The following is an 18090-nucleotide window of genomic DNA, read 5'->3' on the forward strand; positions in this document are numbered from 1 at the left end:
CGAGCCGCCCCACCGAGCCCGGCGACAGCAACGTCACGTGTCGAACGAGCCCACCACAGCCGCAACGAAATCCATGACATAACACTCATCGGCAACCAGGTAACCGCCGAATTCCGCCCCCGCAGCAAAACCACCCGCCCACAGCAGCTCGGTCGGCACATCAAGTGCAGATCTCTTGTCCGGCAGGTTCAGTGTGGTCACCCACAGTGATCGCGCCGGTCGCACAGAGCCGGTCGGTCGGGTCGGCACGGACGATCATGAATGTGTACGCGGAGTCGACATCAGGCTCCACCGCATCCTGGCGGGTAGGGCCGTGTGGATCGGAGCGACGGTAGATCGAGACCTCGAGCCGGTTGCCGCGTCCGGCGTTGTCGAAACGTGTGATCCGGCCCCAAGCGGAGTCGCAGGTGTGCGAGAACAAGATTTCCAGCAGCATCTGCGGTCGGTTGAAGCTGGCGGCCACTTTCGCGTCATTGCGGCACGGCGTCTTACCGGCATCATCGCCCGTGTGCGCGGCGGGGACATCTGGCCTATTCGGCGTATCGCAGGACGAGACGAGAACGCCGGTGGCGACGTTACTGGCGGTCAGTACCAGCACCGCCGCTGCCGCCGCAAGCCACCACCTGCGTGGCACCGAACCGATCTCGAAGGCGGGCTGGACGGGTTCGTTCGTTTCGTCGCGCTTTGGTATCAGCGACTTACGCCGGGCCACCCATTGGGCGGCCTGACGCTCGTCGTTGGTCAGCGCCAGCACGAATGCCCGCACCGTTCGTTCGGTCGCCAGCGATTCCGGTTTGATCGCATTGTTCAGGGTGCTTCGGCCGACATCGATTCCACGCCTTCGCAGCAACCGCTCCATCCCCTCGTAAGAGAGCCTTGGATACAGCTGTTTCAGGGCCTTCAGGTCGGCCGCGAACGCGGCGACGGTATCGCGGGGCTCGGATTCGGCTCCGGGATCGGTTGGCTGGCTCATACTGCCCTCCCTGCCCCCGCGCCGCACTCACCTACGGCACGCTCGGCATGGACAGGCGTTCATCCAACCTGTCCAACCACCATTTTGGATGGATAACAGGTCCGCTGCACTGATCTGGCCAACATCGGCCGACCACGTAAGTAGGTATCTGACATGACAATTCATCCCACCAAGAGGCAGCGGCGACGCCTGACGGGACTGGCGACAGCCGCCGCGGCGGTGGCCATCGGGCTGGTCGGCTTGGCGCCGACGGCCGGCGCGACGGGGACGAGCTACAACAACACCGACCCCTACGCCACCCACTGCAATACGGGCGCGAGCCTTATCCATACCTACTACACCGGCGGTGGTCGCTTCGACATGTTCTATTCCGGCTCCTGCGGCACCAACTGGGTCCAGTGGACTGGACCGAATGTGTGCACGTGGAAGCGGGTACAGTCCGCCTACGGCAGCTGGACTCGATGGGAAAAGGACAAGGCCACCTGGTCGTACTCGATGCAGATCTACGCCCCCGGCACGACAACGGTGGACGTCGAGTACGCCATCGCCAGCGCCTCATACGGCGGCGGCACCTGTGACGGCGGTGCCTGGGACTACGCCAGCCACGGTGGATACTCCGTATAGTCCGCCAACTCACGGCCCGCGCGCTGCGCGGGCCGTTCGGGATGTCGCGAACCGCGCTCGTGACATGTTGGACGGCATGGACTTTCGCGCAGCGAATGCGTTGCCGCACAACGAAAGGTGTGGGGGCGGCTACTCGATCGGCATTTCTCCCCGGGCTTTCAGCGCGGCGATGAGGTGTGGGGGTGTGAGGTCTTGGAGGAGGGCCAGGGCGCCCATGCCTTCGAAATGGGCTGCTGATGTGGTGAATTCGGCGTCGAGTCGCACTCCGGCAGCGCGCAGTTCGTCGGGGAGGCGGCGGATCACTTCGGTGATGGCGGGGGAGGGGCGGAAGTCGTCGTAATCGCGTCCGGGGGAATTGGCTCGGTAGACGGCCTCGAGGGCTTCGCCCGTCCGCCGCACCCCGGGATCGTCTTCCACCCGCTCACCTCGATCGAGTTCTTCATCGAGGTTCTCCCACTCCAGCGGATACCAGGCATCTTCCGGCGGGACCTCCGCCCGCTCGTCCGCGCCGAGCGCATGGACCGTGAAGTACAGCGGCCTGGCTTCTTCGAACCAGCGCACCACGACACGAACGAGCGCCCCCGCGGGCGGATGCGCTCGTAAGTCCTCGGCGATCGCTCGAGCCAAGGCGGTCGCGAATTCGTCTTCCGGTGAAGCCACCGGCGCAGCGTATCGACTGAAGACGGTTTTGCCGAGACGATGATGATGCGGGCACGGGCACGCGGGTCGACTATGGGCGCAGTGTGGGCTCCACAACGTCTGCCCGAATGTTCAGATGGTAGGCGATGAGGCGGATCGAGGACTGGATGGCGATGGTGTGGTCCGGGTGGTTGAGGTCACGGTAGTTGTTGAACTGCGCTGGGGGCAGGGTGGCCTGAGCGCCGGCCGCGTTACGAAACCAGTATTCGCGGGCGGTGCCGCCGGTGGTGGCCAGCGCTATGACCGGAATGTCGAGCTCGGCGGCGATTGCCGCCTCTTCGGCGGTGCCGTTGCCGCCGCCGAAGAGGAGGGCGAGCCGGGCATCGCGCAGCATTGTGTAGCGCGCGTGGGTGGGAGTGCTGTCGAGGTGCCTGATATCGCCGAACGGTTCGTAGACCGGGCCCAGTCGGGTGGAGGTGGTGCGAACGAAGAGTTTGGTTCGCTCGGAGGCATAGGTTCGGCTGTCTTGCAACGACTTCGACATCGCGTAGCAGGTAGCGACGCCGACGTAGGAACCGCCGGCCAGGAGAGTGATCGGCAGTGTGGCCAAGGCCTTCCCGAGCTCGGCGGCGACGGCCTCGCCAGCGCTGTCGGTGTACCGCCCGGCAAGGAAGATCGGCGGCGCGTCCTTGATCCAGTAGGCCTTCGCCAGCCGCGAAGCCAGCTCGGCTAAGATGCGGCGGCGACGGCGTTTGAAGAGTTCGTCGGAGAACCCCTGGTCGTTGTCTCGAACGTACTTGGCGCGCTCGGTCACGTACAGACCGTTGAACTCCTTCGCCGAAGCCATGATCGCCTCGGCGATGCGCCGGTTGATCGGATCCGAGATGGCCGAGATCTCGGTATACAGCTGCCGAACAACCCATTCGGCGAGTCCGGCGCGCGCGGCGGAGTCGGCGACGATCTCTGGGCCGGCTAATGCGATCAGGACTTGCGGCCAGTTCTGCATGGCTTCCACCGATAGGCATCGCGCGGTGCGTCCGTAGCTTTGCAGAGCGAGGTGCAGTGGCGAGTCCGTCGTGGTCATGGTGGCCAATGATGGCGTGCGTGGGGGCCAGGGTGAATGGTTCCCCCAACTTCGGCACCATCTTTTTCGCGGCTCGGTTCGTATTGTCGTCCCTGGCGGAAAGTTCCAAAGTGAGCTGCTCCAAACAGGACCGCCGAGTACACATCTCGGAAGGAGTGGTGGGCATGAGCAGCCACCGCAAGGACATCGAACCGTACAGCCGAAAGGCCGCCGCGGTGTCGGCCGTGATCGTCGGTGTATCGATGTATCTGGTGTTGCGGTCGAAGCGAATTCGGCGATAGGCGTGCGGTGGTCAGTAGGTGAGCTGCGTGTTGAGCCAGCTGCGGAACGCGGGGTAGTCGGCCTTGGTGGTGACCCAGGTGAAATGCCCCGCGGGGTCGAGGCTCATGCGGGCGTCGGTAGCCAGTGAGATCCGTCGGCGGGTGAAGTCGACGAACGGTAGCTGTAGCGCGGTGGCCAACGCGAGTGGGTCGTGCTGCATGCTGCTGGGATAGAACGCGGCAAACCAGCGATCGAGATGTGCGCGTAGCAGGCGAGCCCATGCGGGGGCCTGTGCGGCCGCGAGCAGCCGATAGGTGTCCGTGTCCGCCGTGACGGCGATCTGTTCGGTGAATGTGATGTCGGAGAGCACCAGCAGCAGGTCGGCGGCGGTGGCGACGACCGTGCGCGCGGCCGCCGGGTCGAGCCGGAAGTTGTGCTCGGCTCTGGCGGGGTCGCGGTAGTTTATCGCGCCGCCCATCTGCGTGACGACCAGTCGATTGATGAGCTCGGGCGCGGCGCTCAAGACACCGCTGAGGTTGGTGAGCGGACCCATCCCGACCCAGCGCACGTGCCGGTCGGTGCTCGCACACACCTTGCGGACCGCGTCGAGTACGTCGGTCGGCTGAGCTGGGACATCATCGGGGGTCAGACCGTCGACAACGTAGTAGAGCGTGTTGCCCAGGTCGGCGCCGGAGATCACCGGAACGTCCTGCCGGCCGTGCAGGTCCAGCAGGTAGCGAGCGAATCGCGCGCGGCCACCGTTGTTTTCGTCGGTGGTGATGACCAGGGCCAGCTCCGGCAGAGTGCGCGCGGCGCAGGTGAGTGCGACGGCGTCGTCCGGGTCGCCGCCGATGTCGGTGTCGATGATGATCGGCGTGTGCTGAACCCGCGGCGGCGGCGGGCCACCGGCTCGCAGCTTCGCGGCCAGCGGGCCATAGCCGAGATCGGCGTACCGGTCGGCGAAACCGAGCAGCGACGACCACATCGACTCGAGCGATTCGTTCGGTTCGTCGGCGTCCGTGTCACCCATGGCTGGCTCCTGTCGACGGGTAGGTGTGGCGCACAACGAAGGCTTCTTTGTCTTCGAGCGAGCCGAGCTGCTGATAGTCGCGCCAAACCTGGGTTGCGTCGGTTTCGTCGAGGCCACGGTGTTCGATGGCGGTGCGCAGGTTCCCGACGAGGTTCTTGTCGGTCCGGCGGACGAAGGAATCGCACAGCTCCGCGAACGCCGGATCGGTCTCGCTGTTACGTGTTACCCATGATCGCACTTGGCGCATGAATGTCTCCGATTTAGTTGTCAGTTCGTTGTGCCAGTCGCCACCGGTGCGACGCTGTGCGGCGATGGACTCGGCATAGTGACCGACGGCGAGTTGATTGGCTTCCATCACTGCCAACCGCACGTTCGCGTCGAGATAGTCCGGGGCCACGTCCAGGGGGTTGATCTGGTCCAGCGGTGGTGATTCGAGTTCCTGGACTGGAATGTCATCGCGATCGAACCGGACCGCTTTGGAGAGCGGCCCACGCAGGACGTGTTCGATCGCCAGTACCGCGTCCTTCTCGGTGAAGATCGTGGCGAGGTCCGCGCTGTCCTGATCGGTGTCGGCTCGGTCGACGGATTGGTGCAGCGCGTAGCCGGTCTTGCTGCCCGGGTGTGGATCATCGGGGGATTCGCCGAAAATCAGGTAGCGACCGCGGAAGTCGACGTCGGGGAAGCTTGCGGAGAACAGCTCTTGAACGGTGCCTTTGAAACTGCTGTCGAACAGGACGATGGTCGTGCCGGGGACGCCCACGGACATCCCTCTAGATTCGAGATAGCGGGTCATTTGAGCCTTGGCGCCAGGGACGTCGTCCGGATCGACATCGGCTCGGGCGCTCCTGAATCCCTCGATGGCCTCGAAGTTCTTGCCGCCGTTGCGCTCAAGGTCCTGCACGACCGAGTCGGCGAGGCACCGTGACACCGTCACTTCGGTGCAATTGCTTTCGAACAGCTCGGGTTCGAGGGCGTACGCAGCCAGGGCGATCGGGTGGCCGTCACGACCGAGGAAACTCCCGACGGTGTCCGGTTGTGCGGCTACGTCGGCTTTGAAATCTTCGAGCATGTCGATGGTGTGGCGGACGATGAACGGCGCTTGGTACTCGTAGACCACTTCGTAGGCCTTCTCGACGGCGGCGCGCGCCTCGGCGCTGTCGACCTGGTAGCGGGTGCATACCCGGTCGATGGCCGCGGTACGGCGCAGCTCGGTCTCATCACGGTCCGATGACATCGAGTTCTCGGGTGGGACTGTGGCAGTGACGATTTCAGGCGGGTCGGCGTTGCTCTCGATGGCGGTGTCGGGGCCACGGGGTTGATTGGTCAGCACCCGGTCGGACGGATCCGGTTCGGGGTACGCGCTGGCTTCGGCGGTCGGATCAGCCGTTTCCGGCTCCTCGACGAGCTCCATGCGGCGATTAGCAGGTACGCCCTCGATCCTGTGTCGCTCGGGTGGCGTCTCGGGTCCGGTTGCGGCCGAGGTCGATTCGATGTCCAGCATGTGCGCTGCGTCGGGATGGCCCGGCCCGCTGTGCTCGGTGGCGTTCGCGGTGCCGTGCTCGGGCATGGTTTCGAGGTCGTCGGCGGGGTGGTCGCGCGCGTCGATGCTCATGAGATGTCCTGGGTTGCAGCGCTGTTGGGTTCGTCCAACAACGCGAGCGGCCAATTGGTGAGCAGCCGCAGATGGGCGGTCGCATCGCGCAGTTGCTGTGCGGCAGTGGCGGCGCGACTGCTGCGCGCAATGCTGCTCGCCAGCAAGGTGGGGTTCGTGGGTCCGGTGACGATGGTCCGGTCGGCCCAGGTGTCGGGGTGGGCGTGCAGTGAGTCGAGTTGTTCGCACAGGGTCGTGCCGGACAGCACCAGCCCGCGCGCTGCCCAGTCGTCGGTGGCCGGGTGCGGACGGTCCGGTGGCAGCGTCTGGTCCCGCAACGCTCGTTCCACATCGGCCCATCGATAGGGGCCTGCCTGCCAGCAGGTTTCGTCTCGACCGCAGGACTGGTCGGTGTGATCGAGGATGGCGACGGCATGCGTGGCGAGGTGCCGGGCGAGGAGTTCGGGCTGGAAGTAGTCACTCAGCCCGATGTATCGCGAGTCGATGCCGGTGCGGATGCGAAATCTGATGGCCGCTAGCAGGATCGGGCGTGCGTGGGCGTGGCTGAGGCGGTCCAGCCAGGTGGATTCGGGAGTCGGCGGCGGCCGGCCGACAAGGTGCGCGAGCAGCATGAGTTCTATCCATAGGGTCAGGAGCGGATCATCGGCGATGCGGTGGGCGCGATTCAGGTCCCGCAGTAACAGTGGTTGCTCGACCAGGGCGGGTGCTAGGGCGATTGTTGGTGCCGGGCAACGGGCCTCTCTGGACTGGCCCAGCGGCACGGCAATGCGCATTGGACGATCCATGCCGTCACCGAAGACGACCCCGTGACCAGTGGGAAGGGCGACTACGTGGCGCGATTGGGCGGCGGCGAGATTCATGGTCGCGCCGACGAGGTCGCGGTCCTCGGCGGCCGGTAGGCGGTGCAGGATCTTGAGAGCGGTGTTTTTTACGACGTCGGGGGTGATCTTCGTGGGGATCTGCTCGGCCACGATGAGGCCTTCGCCGTAGGCGCGGATCTCGGCGAGCAGGGCGGCGAACAATTCGACCGCGTGCGCGGCGGGCGTGCCGGGTTCCGCACGGCGCAGCAGCCGATGCGCCTCCTCGACGACGGTGACATGCCGGAGTCCGGTGGTGTTGTCGCTGCGGTGAATGCGCAGATGCTCGAAGATCCGGATCAACACCGCACCGATGAAGAACGCCTTGTCCGAATCGCTGCCGATGTCCTCGATCTCCAGGACGACGTTGTGGCGCAACAGGTCCGCCAGGTCGATGTGATAGTCGCCTTCGAAGAACCGGCCGGGGGTGCCCAATCGCAGCGCGCTGAGCCGGACATCGATGAATCCGCGGACATTGTCGGTGATTTCGCGGCCGTAGCCGATGCCGTCCACGACCGACGACGCGGTGGTCTGCAGATCGGTGAGGGTCGGGTATTTCGGGGTGAATCCGGGTCTGCGGGAAGAGCTGATGACGGTGTCCCAGCCTAGGTCGGTATAGCAGCGGGACAGTGCGTGGGAGAGCACCTGCGGGAAGGGTTCGACGGCGTCGAAGGACGCCAGGAACAGTGCGCGTACGAGGTCGATGTGTGTTTGCAGAGGGAAGCCGTGCTCCGGTTCGAGGGGGTTGATCCCGACCGGGACGGCGTGGGGGTCACCCGGGCGGATGACGATGACCGGCGCGCTGATCCGGCCGGCCATGCCCGCGTATTCGGCCTTCACCGGTTCGATCACCAGCCACGGCACACCAGACGTGTGCAGACCCTCCAAAAGGTGTCGCACGGTCTGCGATTTGCCCGAGCCGGTGGCGCCGGCGACGAAGCTGTGCCGGTTCAAGGTGTCCAGGCGCACCCGGAATCGGTCGACGGGCTGGTCGGCGTCGTCGAGGATGGCGCCGAGGTCGACTTGGCCGTCGTGTTCAGGAGTCAGGTCGAAATGGACGCGTTCCACGGCTCTGATGCCGGGTAGTTCTCGGCGTGGTGGGCGGGCGAGGGCGGCCAGAAGTTCGCTGCCGGCGACGAACGGGGACTCGAACCCGGCAGTCCGGCGGTTGCCCGAGGCCGCCCAGGTGCGGGTCAAGTCCGCTGTCGGCGAGTGCGGCTGGAGCACATACGGTAGCGCATCGAGATCTGCTGAGCTGCATAGTAATCCGGCCGCACGACGAGTGCTGAGTTCGTCGGGTCCGCCGACCAGGACGTGCACCGACCACATGCCCGCAGCGCGTGCGCGGGCCAGCTCGCGATAGCGGAATTCCCCCCGCTGCAGGGAGATTCGGTCAGGTTCGGAGTTGGCTCGGGCGCGCAGCCTGGGCAGCCGCACTTCCAGGTCGGCCAACTCGGCGTCGACGGAGTCGGGAGCGAGTGGCTCAGCGACGATGAGCCACACGAACTCGCCCGGCAGGTGTGCGATGTAGTCCTCGAAACAGCCACGCCCTCCGGCATTCTCGGCTTGTACGCCAGGCTCGCGCATCGACAGCGAATCCGGACGTCCGCCGCATCGCAGCCAGGTCGGAATTCGTGCCCACTGCTGTGGCACCGAGGGCGCCGCGCGGGCGGTGCTTCCCGGCGGGTACATGACCGCCACGTCTCCGGCCCCGGCCAGTATCGGCGGGAATCCGGGACTTCCACCGACGAGGAAACGCAAGCGGTGCTCGCCGGCCGTGCGGTCCCACGCGACCGCGAGCCCGGCATCGGTTGGCGCGGCGAGAAGTTCGGCGTGTGCGGCGGTGAGTGCCGCGAACAGCGCAACATCGGCGCCCGACGTGACGGGTGCCTCGTTATCGGCCATCGATGGAATCGGTGTCGTCAGTAGTCGGTGGAAACCGAATTCGGACAGCGCCATCATGCTGGTTTGCCGTTGCTCAGGACCTGCTCGGCGGCCACTCGGTCCAGTAACGCGATACCCGGATTACAATCTCCGGCGACCACCCGTCGAACGCCGGACCCGGATTCCACCAGGATGAACGCGGTCACCGGTAAGGACTGGAAGGTGGTCGGTTCGATCGTGTACTCGTACGCGCGGGCGTAGGTGCGCCCGGTCGAGGTGGAATCCGAGCCGGACCAACTCGTCGTGCTCGACCAGGTCGCGGCGCGCGATACCGAATCCGAGACGTTCACCGACACACCGGAGTAGCCCTCGGTTGTGGTCGAGGTCAGCGAGTCACCGCTGGTGTCGGAAGTCCCCTCGGTGAAGCTGCGCCCGATCTGATCGGAGAGCTGAGAGAGGACGAATCGATGTCCCCGTCCGACGAAATCCGCGGCCGCGCAGGCCTGCGCCGCGTTGCCCATCCGCATCAGGATCGAGGCGCTGTCCGAACCGCCGAGCAACTGCGTGAGGTCACCGCGCAGATGCTCGATCAGCAACACCAACCGCACGCCCGCCCGCCGAGCGTGCCGGGCAAGCGCCTCCACTGCGGCCAGGCCCACGTGATCTGCGCCGGCGACCACCAGGACGCTTCCGGGGCCGGAGTGCATACCGCACCGCAGTCCGTGCAGAACTCGATGAACCACCATCCGGTCCAGCACATCTTTGCGCCGGGCGTTGGTGTCCTCGGTTGCGATAACTCGCAGCCCCGCCGATGGCCACACCGCCGAGTGTTTAGTGGGCCGAGTATCGCCTTCGTCCAGCAAGCTCAACAGCCCGCCCAGAAACCGCAATTCTTCGCGCGCCGACTCCGAGGAGCCGACGGCATCGAGTAGTCGATTGACGCGGCGAATCTCCTCGCTCGATAGCGCAGTCTCATGTTCGGCCTCAGAGATGCTGCGTAGCAACCGAATTCCGGCGGCGATGCGACCGAATGTCACTGGGCCGATCAGGTTCGCGGCCACCAGCTCGACCAATTCCGCGTCCAGTCCGCGGGTTTGGGCTGAACGTGCGTCGGCAGTCCGCAGCGTCGCGACCGCCTCGGCGACGAGCTCGCCGATCTCCGCCGGGGACAGCCCATCGAGCAGGCCGAGGTTGTTCGGCAGGATCGTGACCGAGCAGGGGTGACCGCACGCGTGTCCCAACGTGGCTAGATCGACCGCGACGCGCTGCTCGGTGAAGTCGAGCACCAGCATTCGTGCGCCGCTGGCCAGCAGTGATGCGCCCATTGTGCCGAGCAGGCTCGCCCAACCGTCGGCGGTGCCGCCGAAGACGTCTACCCGCGCAGAGTTTCGAGCCGGTCGCAGTGGATGCCACAACGCGGCCGATGACACCCGTAGCTGTTCACGACGATCGTGCTCGGTGACCCGTGCGATCCATTCCGCTTGCGCTGCTTCATATCTGGCGACCTCCGTCGCGCGCCACGACTGATACTCACGGCGCGCTACCGAATACCGCCGCATCGTCTGCGCACACCACCCCGCCGATGCGAGTACGCCGGCGGGCAATACCGCCGGCCACAGCGCGAAGCCGAATGCCGCCGCCATCCCGGTCGCCCACACCGCTGCCGCCGAGCCGACCCCCAGGAGCACCGGTGCCCGCCGGGACCGCTCGCGCAATCGCGCCAACTGCGGGGGAGGCGGCTGCTCCGCCCACTGCGGCGCATGCGCGCGGACCGGGCTCGGTTTCGGCGGAGCCGGTGCGGTGAATTCCCACCCCCACCGTTCGCGCGGAACTGAAAGGCGCAGGGCAAGTTCACGATTGTCGATTACCGGTAACCGATCCACGACAACCCCCAACCTAAGGCGTGGCGTAAACCGAATCGTCGCTACAGAATACCTCCAGAAACTCGGGTATGCGCACCTACTGGGTTGAAATGTTCTGTGGCAGGGTCGTTTTCACATGCAAGGGCAGTGTGATAGGCGGTACTTCAGATCACGGAACGGTCGCGGCCGTCTACTTCGTTGATCGTGAAAATATTTGGATTGCGCAGCGAGTGCAGTGGGGACCGGGGAGTTGTGTGCCAGAACAGGTAAGTGAATGAGCGCCGAACGCAGCAGAATTCATTGCAGGAAACAGTGCACGCGCAGATGTGCTTACATCACAAAATTCCGCTGCGCCGCGTAGCCGGTCGGCGCGGAGAACTCAACGGTGATCGTCAGCGGGCCGTTGGCGGCTCGGTTCTCTGCTTGCGCGCTGTCCGTGCGCGTTTGTCGTACCGGTTCACGCGGGGTATCGGCCGGCCGGGGAGTCTGGGTGGCCAGTTGAGGTCGTTGTGGCCGACTTTGCGGGTGCCGTCTGGGCGGCGTCGAGAGAGGAAGGGCGTGGAGCGGAGGGCGAGTATGACGGTGGCGAAGGCGATGCCGAAGGTAGCGGCCAGGACCCTGGGCAAGGTTCCCATCATGGGTGCAGTGCCGCGCATTTTGCCGAGGTCCAGTACAGACGGGCGTTGTAGGGGCGTTCGTCGCCGCCGTTGACCGCGAACAGGACGATGAGAGCCATCAAGACCGCCCCTCGACCAGGATTGCCTGCATGGCACTAGCCACGCTCGACACGGTAAGGAGATGCCGCGGGCGCGAGTTGGAACGCCAGCATGACCAGGGTGCCTGCCACGATGCCTACTCGAATGCCGGCCGGAGCCAGGACGTACAGCGCGGTCGCGCCGATCATCAGCCCGCTGATCAACGTGATTGTGGCTCGGCGGGGGTGACCTCGCTCGGCGTCGACGGCGGAGAACACCGCGATCCCGAGCGCAATCACCGCGGTGAGGGCCGCGAGGATTTCCATGATCGATCACTCACCTTTCGAGTCGAAGAGGTTTCCGAACCGTTGGCCTTGGCGCCGTACGTAGACCCTGCGAAAGAGCCGATTCCACCACAGATGAGCGCGCCAACCGGCCCGCCATGGCGCCTCCGATCACTGCAGCAGCGTATGCGCCCGCCCGGCCACCCCGATCGCCGGCAATGGTCGGAAATGGTTCGACGGGTGTGCGGGTGCGTGACACAGTGGGGGACTGTGACGAACGATGAAGGGGTCAGTGCGGCGGACCTGCGGTTGATGCAGGGTTTGGCGCAGCGGATCACGGCCGGTCGTCCGGAGTTGGTGAATGATGACGCTACGTTCGGGGAGCTCGCTTGGAACTGGGGGAAGGGGCTGGCCGACGAGGGGGCGAGTTGGCGGCGTCGGTTGTGGTTTTCGGGTGGGGATCTGGTGGCGTGGGGGTGGGCTCAGCTTCCGCGTCGGGTGCGGCGCAGTGACGGGTCGGTGAAGGACGTCAACGGGGCCTATCTGGTGTATCAGGTTGATCCGGACTACGCCGAGCTGGTCGACGAGGTGATCGGCTGGTACGAAGGGGTGGCCGTGGGCATCGAGCGCGCGGTGATACCAAGTGCCGCAGACGAGTTCGGCGTCAAGCGGTGGGTAGCGCACGGGTATGTGACCGATCCGGCTTCGCTGGGCGACGGAGGGTCCTGGACTCAACTCAACGAGCGGGACCTCGTGGACGTGGCAGAGCCGGTGCTGCCGGCGGGATTTCGTTTTCGCACGGCGGAGCAGGCCGGGCCGGCGGCGGCGGTCCGGGCACATGTAGACGCTTGGGCCCCTTCGACTTACACGGCGGCGAGCTATCAGGGTGTGCGGCAGACGGCGGGGTATCGGGGCGATCTGCACCTGTTGGTCGAAGCGCCGGATTCGACGATGGCGTCCTCGACGATCATGTGGCTCGACGAAGTGAACAAGACAGTCGAGTTCGAGCCGGTCGGAACGCATCCGGGCTACCGGCGACTGGGTCTGGCGAGAGCGATGCTGCTGCACGGCATGTGGCTTGCGCGGGCGGCCGGGGCGGCGCACGCGACAGTCGCCTGCTTGGGCGCGCCGGGGCATCCGGCGGCGCGTGCGCTGTACTACGGCGTCGGATTCCGAATGCTCGTGCGGGACGCGCCGCTCATCAAGACCGCGGGCTGACGATTCGCTGGACTGTCTCCGGCCCAACGGTTTCGGCTGACCGTCACGCCTCGGCAACCTCCGCGATCACCTCCAGCATCTCCGTCAGGGTCGCCCGGTCGGTGTTCGGTGACATGAGGGATGCGCGCAAATACGGACGCCCGCCCAGCTGGAAGGACGACAGATAGAACCGCCCGTCCTGGATGAGCCGGGCGCGCAATTCGAGCTGCCGGTCACCCCACGGTTCGTAGCGGAAACAGAGGATGTTGCTGTGCGGCTGGTAGGGCGTGGTGAAGTCGGGCCGCTCCTGGATGAGGCCCCACAGCTCCTCGGCGAGGTCGTACTGCCGCTCCACGTACGCGCGCAGGGAGGCCTCGCCGCGGTAGGCGAGGGTGAGCAGGATCTTCAGTCCGAGCGGCGATTTGGAGGTTTCGAAGGTGAACTGCCCGGGATCCACCTCTTCGGCCTCCGGCCGGTAGAGGTAACTCGCATCCTGCTTGAACATGGTGTTGAGATAGTGCTTTTCGCGAAACAACACGCCCGTGCACAGCGCCGAGGTCCGCAGCATCTTGTGCCCGTCCCACACCGTGGAGTCCGCCCGTTCGATGCCCGCGAGCAGGTCCCGCAGGCGCGGCGAGAGCAGTGCGGAGGCGCCGTGCGCACCGTCGAGGTGGAACCACAGATCGTTGGCCTCGCAGAACTCCGCCACGTCGGCCACCGGATCGTATAAGCCTGTCCCAGTGGCACATCCGTTGGCCACGACGGCAACCGGACGCCGTCCCTGAGCGCGCACCTCGGCAAGCGCCGGTGCGAGCCCGGCCGGATCGATCCGGCCCAGTTCATCGGTAGGAAGCGTATAGACCCCGCGTTCACCCAACCCCATCACCGCCGCGGCCTTCCGCACGGAATAGTGACTGGTCGCCGGCGCGAACACGACGAGGTCGCCGGAATTCCCCTCCCGCCACGCGGTGGCATCGGCGTGCGAACGGGCGGCGAGCAGCGCGGTCAGATTCCCGAGCGATCCGCCGTTTGTCATTGCGCCGATACCGGTTCCGGCCCAGCCGACATTGTCCAGCATCCACCGGCACACCGCCCGGTCCACGGCCGCGGCCGCCGGAGCGAGCTCGTAGACCAGCGGGATGTTGTTGGTGACCGCCTGCAAGATATCGGCGACCACGCCGGGCGTATCCGACGGCGCGATCTGATGCGCCATATACCCGGGATGATGATGGCTGGCCGAGATATCGCTGTACGTGGTGACGAAGGAGAGCAATTCGGGCAGCGTCATCCCGCCCTCCTCGACCCACCGGCTCAGCTCGAGCCGCTTCGCCACGGTATCGATGTCGGCGGAGGAGACCACCTCGCCCGCGCCGGTCCGCACGGATTCGACATGGGCGGTAAGGGTTTCGAGGACCGCCGTCCCGACCTCTCGCACATCGTCGACCAAATCGACAGGGAGCATGATGATCCTCTCGTGGCTAGCAGTCGATCAGCGCGCGGCCGTGCCGACGGGGTCGAGATCACCGTCGATGTTGCGCATCATGATTCGGTCGATGTCGACCTCGGGTATCTGGAAGTCGTGGATCAGGAACTCCTCCATCAGCAGCACGCTGAGCAGGTGCACGTACGCGTCGCCGTACGGGTACAGGATCCGCGAGGTCGCCGATTTCGCCTTGTCCACCAGCTGATTCACCGCGTCGGGCACCAGGAAGCCGACCCGGCGAATGGTGGACGGAGCAAGCACGGCCGATACCCAGTCGTCGCCATCGGGCAGCAAGGCGCCGGAGCCGGGCACCCGCATGCCGAACTTGGGCCGGTCGACGATCTCACGCGGCAGCCGATCGGCGTAAGCCTCCCGCAGGATGTGCTTTTCGCGCGCCCCGTTCAGCTTCCATTCGATCGGCAGCGAGGCCGCGTACTCGACGACGTTGAAATCCATGAAGGGGTACCGGCCTTCGACGCCGAAGCCCGTTCCGGCGCGGTCGCCGAGACAGGTCATTCCGTAGCCGATCAGGAAGGTGTGCATGTCGAGCAGCATCGAGCGATCGACGGCCGCTCGCTGATCGAAGTCGGGGAAGTCGGCACGCAACCGGCGCAGCAGCACGGCGTGATCGTCGAACACGTCGCCGGGCGCGTCGATGAGCTGGTCGACGGGTTCGGTCTCGAACCGCCGCAGATGCGCCCCGAGGGTGAAATCGCGATCGGCGCGATCGGCGTAGAACTGGAAGATCGCGGTGGTCTTGGTGGCGTCGCTGTAGCGCATGTCGTTGAGCGTGGGCGCCAGTTCCTCGGCCGCGCCCGCGAAAGATCCCTGCCGCAAACAGCGTTCGAGAATCGTCGCCTCTTTGGCGATGTCGTAGCCGGCCAGCAGCTCGTCGGCTCCTTCGCCGCCGAGGATGACGCGCACGCCCGCCAGCCCCACCTGCTCGGCCAGCACGCCGTAGGCGACCGGCGCGGTGAAGTGCAGCGGTTGTTCGCACTGCCGTACGACATGCGGAAACCGCTCGCGAACCTGCGCGCGGGTGACCGGGATCCGGGTGTGCCGGCTGCCCAGTTGGTCCACCATCGCCTTCTGATACGGCCACTCGTCCACCGGACTGTCCGCCGCGTCGATGGAGAACGTGGTGAGCGGCTCGTCGATCAGCTCGTTCATCACCGAGGAGACGACCGCCGAGTCGATGCCGCCGCTGATGTAGGTGCCGAGCTCGTAGTCCGTGCGCAGGCGCAGCCGGATCGATTCCCGGATGACTTCCCGCAGACCGCTTTTCGCCTCCTCGAACGACTTCGGTGGCGGGCCTGCGGGCTGCCGGGCAATGCCGTGGTAGTACTTCGACAGCTCGGCTTTGCCGTCGCGAACGGTCAGGACGTGGCCGGGCGGGATGGCGTCGATGCCGGTGAAGCAGGTCTCGCCGGGGACCGGGCTCCAGTACCGCATCGCGCGCCGCACCTTGTCCGCGGCGAGCTCGCGCGGCACGCGGGGGAAGGCGAACAGGCCTTTGATCTCGGACGCGAAGTACAGTGTGCCGTCCTGCTCGGTGTAGAAGAGCGGGCGTTCGCCGAAACGGTCGCGGCCGAGGATCAGCTGCCCTTCCCACTTGTCGTAGAAGACGAAGCCGAACTGGCCGTTCAGGCGCAGCAGGGCGTCGTGTCCCCAATACGCGAGGGAATGCAGCAGCACCTCGGTGTCGGAGTTCGTCGTGAAGCGGATCCCGTAGGTTTCCAGCTCGTCGCGCAGTTCGAGGTAGTTGAAGATCTCGCCGTTGAAGCCGGCGATGTATCGATGGTCCGGCGTCACCATGGGCTGCTGGCCGAGCCTCGGGTCGATGACCGAGAGCCGGACCGTGCCGAGGGTGAACGCCGCGCTGTCGTAGAGGCCTACCTCGTCGGGGCCGCGGTGGGCGATCGCCCGGATTCCCCGCCGCACCAGATCCAGCCGCTGATCTTTCCGTAATCCGCTGTCAATGAATCCGACCACGCCACACACGAATGTCTCCTAATCCCTGCCGACTACAGATCAACTACACCGAATCCAGATACCGGTTGCGCTCCCATTCGGTCACTTCTCGCTGGCCTGCCGCGGCCTCGTTCGCCGCCACCTGGCACAGGTTCTGCACGGTCGCCGCGCCGAGGGCGCGCCTGGCGAATTCGCTCTCGCCGAAGCGGGTCGCCGCCTCCCAGATGTTCGTGGGCAGCGGCGAATACTCCGCCGAGATATAGGAATTCGCCGCGGGCGGGGGCGGCTTCAGCTCCTCGGTGACGCCCGCCAGGCCCGCCGTCAGCTGACCCGCGGCAAGCAGGTACGGATTGGCGTCGGCGGCCGCGATGCGCGTCTCCACCCGGGTGCCGTTGGCGTCGCGGACGAGGACACGCACTGCGGCGCAACGGTTGTCGAGTCCCCAGGAGAGATTCGTCGGCGCGAACGAATGGTCCGCGACGCGCTTGTAGCCGTTCGGGGTGGGAACGGCCACCAGTTGCAGCTCGGCCGCATACTTCAGCAGACCCGCGACGTAGTTCTCGCCGATGCTGCTCAGCGATCCGGTGTCCCTGTCCCAGAACGCATTCTCCTGTTCCCGCCACATGCTCTGATGGATGTGCAGGCCGCTGCCGGACAGGTCGCCGAACGGCTTCGCCATGAAGGTCGCGCGATATCCGTGCCGCGGCGCCAGCTGCTTGACCGCATACCGGAAGAACAGCAGGCTGTCCGCCGCGGTGAGCGGATCCGACGGCGTGAGGTTGATTTCCACCTGGCCCGGTGCGTATTCGGCGCCGCACGCCTCGACCTCGACGCCCGCGCTGAGCAGCATGGCGCAGACCTCGTCGAGAAACGGCTCGAGGTAGTAGTTGTCGTGCAGGCTGTACACCGGGTTGCGCTCGCCATGCGGGCGCAGGGCCTGCCCGTCGAGGGCGTAGAACTCGGTCTCCATGGCGATGTAGGGGGACAGGCCCGCCTGCTCGAGTTCGGTTACCGTCCGGCGCAACACATTCCGCGGCGAGATCGCGGCGAGGTTTCCGGCCGCGTCGATGACGTCACAGAAGACCAGCGCCGTCTTCGGTTTCCACGGTACGAGCCGCAGCGTCGACACATCGGGGCGCAGGAAGATATCGGGATATCCGTTGGCCCAGCTGTACTCGGGGGTCTCGATCACGTCCATCTGGTAATCCCAGGCCAATACCGCCGAGGACAGGCCAACCGCGTTCGACATCCCGTTGGCCGAGAACGATTCGACCGGAATTCGCTTCCCGCGGATCGCGCCGGTCATATCCGGGGTGGCGAGCTCGACCATGGTGATCGAATGCTCGGTCAGGAATTGCTCAACCGCGTCCATCTGAATCCTCTCACCCCCCGGCGGTACGACTAGTTTCCGCGACTTGTTCGGGTGGGCGGTGACTTGGCGACTCGGTCCGGCCGGCGCGGCGGACGATGCGCAACCGGCTTGGCGTGCAACGCATCCCACCCGCGTGGCAGGTCCCTACCGGCATCGTCGCACATGGGTTCAGTCTGGCAGCCCGCCCGGCGATCCGGCATGCCCCGGATGGGGGGTTGCAAATCGGATATCCAGCGGTGATCTTGGTGAAAACGACGTAGCA

At 65.8% G+C, this 18090-nt stretch carries 14 protein-coding genes; 2 read left to right on the plus strand and 12 right to left on the minus strand.

Annotated features, from left to right (window positions below; translation table 11 throughout):
• Nucleotides 1-33 precede the first annotated feature (33 nt).
• On the minus strand, nt 34-201 hold the full coding sequence (locus ACFYO1_RS13525) for a hypothetical protein (RefSeq protein WP_387230292.1): 168 nt from the start codon (nt 199-201) through the stop codon (nt 34-36).
• Nucleotides 161-973 (minus strand): DUF2690 domain-containing protein, encoded by an 813-nt coding sequence (locus ACFYO1_RS13530; RefSeq protein ID WP_387230294.1) that lies wholly within the window; start codon nt 971-973, stop codon nt 161-163. The genes ACFYO1_RS13525 and ACFYO1_RS13530 overlap by 41 nt, the downstream gene beginning before the upstream one ends.
• 153 nt (nt 974-1126) lie before the next feature.
• Here ACFYO1_RS13530 and ACFYO1_RS13535 point away from each other — a divergent pair, with 153 nt between their 5' ends.
• Nucleotides 1127-1597: a hypothetical protein gene (locus ACFYO1_RS13535; RefSeq protein ID WP_387230296.1), complete on the plus strand. Its 471-nt coding sequence runs from the start codon at nt 1127-1129 to the stop codon at nt 1595-1597.
• 129 nt (nt 1598-1726) lie between these two features.
• On the opposite strand, the gene ACFYO1_RS13540 is transcribed toward ACFYO1_RS13535, so the two are convergent.
• The 7 genes from ACFYO1_RS13540 to ACFYO1_RS13570 all read right to left on the minus strand — a co-directional run bounded on the left by ACFYO1_RS13540 (nt 1727) and on the right by ACFYO1_RS13570 (nt 11847).
• A complete protein-coding gene (locus ACFYO1_RS13540) occupies nt 1727-2257 on the minus strand; it encodes a hypothetical protein (RefSeq protein ID WP_387230298.1) in 531 nt (176 codons plus the stop codon).
• 70 nt (nt 2258-2327) lie between these two features.
• Nucleotides 2328-3320, minus strand: a complete 993-nt coding sequence (locus ACFYO1_RS13545) for a hypothetical protein (RefSeq protein WP_387230300.1) — start codon at nt 3318-3320, stop codon at nt 2328-2330.
• Nucleotides 3321-3612: 292 nt separating this feature from the next.
• On the minus strand, nt 3613-4611 hold the full coding sequence (locus tag ACFYO1_RS13550; RefSeq protein WP_387230302.1) for a nucleoside hydrolase: 999 nt from the start codon (nt 4609-4611) through the stop codon (nt 3613-3615).
• Complete coding sequence (locus tag ACFYO1_RS13555) at nt 4604-6223, minus strand: hypothetical protein (protein ID WP_387230304.1); 1620 nt, start codon at nt 6221-6223, stop codon at nt 4604-4606. Before ACFYO1_RS13555 ends, ACFYO1_RS13550 begins: the two co-directional genes overlap by 8 nt.
• Nucleotides 6220-8985, minus strand: a complete 2766-nt coding sequence (locus ACFYO1_RS13560) for an ATP-binding protein (protein ID WP_387230306.1) — start codon at nt 8983-8985, stop codon at nt 6220-6222. The genes ACFYO1_RS13555 and ACFYO1_RS13560 overlap by 4 nt, the downstream gene beginning before the upstream one ends.
• Nucleotides 8986-9038: 53 nt before the next feature.
• Nucleotides 9039-10847, minus strand: a complete 1809-nt coding sequence (locus tag ACFYO1_RS13565; RefSeq protein ID WP_387230308.1) for a hypothetical protein — start codon at nt 10845-10847, stop codon at nt 9039-9041.
• 751 nt (nt 10848-11598) lie between these two features.
• Nucleotides 11599-11847, minus strand: a complete 249-nt coding sequence (locus tag ACFYO1_RS13570; protein WP_387230309.1) for a hypothetical protein — start codon at nt 11845-11847, stop codon at nt 11599-11601.
• Between the two features lie 228 nt (nt 11848-12075).
• Between ACFYO1_RS13570 and ACFYO1_RS13575 the strand changes: the two genes are divergently transcribed.
• The gene (locus tag ACFYO1_RS13575; protein ID WP_387230311.1) at nt 12076-13023 is read left to right on the plus strand and encodes a GNAT family N-acetyltransferase; all 948 of its coding nucleotides are present in this window, start codon (nt 12076-12078) and stop codon (nt 13021-13023) included.
• A 43-nt stretch (nt 13024-13066) separates the two neighbouring features.
• Here the strand turns inward: ACFYO1_RS13575 and ACFYO1_RS13580 are convergent, their stop codons facing one another.
• The 3 genes from ACFYO1_RS13580 to ACFYO1_RS13590 are packed head-to-tail and all read right to left on the minus strand — an operon-like array spanning nt 13067 to nt 17828.
• Nucleotides 13067-14464 (minus strand): pyridoxal phosphate-dependent decarboxylase family protein, encoded by a 1398-nt coding sequence (locus tag ACFYO1_RS13580; RefSeq protein WP_387230312.1) that lies wholly within the window; start codon nt 14462-14464, stop codon nt 13067-13069.
• Between the two features lie 27 nt (nt 14465-14491).
• The gene (gene asnB / locus ACFYO1_RS13585; RefSeq protein ID WP_387230314.1) at nt 14492-16477 is read right to left on the minus strand and encodes an asparagine synthase (glutamine-hydrolyzing); all 1986 of its coding nucleotides are present in this window, start codon (nt 16475-16477) and stop codon (nt 14492-14494) included.
• Nucleotides 16478-16520: 43 nt separating this feature from the next.
• Nucleotides 16521-17828, minus strand: a complete 1308-nt coding sequence (locus ACFYO1_RS13590) for a glutamine synthetase family protein (protein ID WP_387230316.1) — start codon at nt 17826-17828, stop codon at nt 16521-16523.
• Nucleotides 17829-18090: the final 262 nt, after the last annotated feature.

The organism is Nocardia sp. NPDC006044 (assembly GCF_042871115.1).
Lineage (GTDB): Bacteria > Actinomycetota > Actinomycetes > Mycobacteriales > Mycobacteriaceae > Nocardia.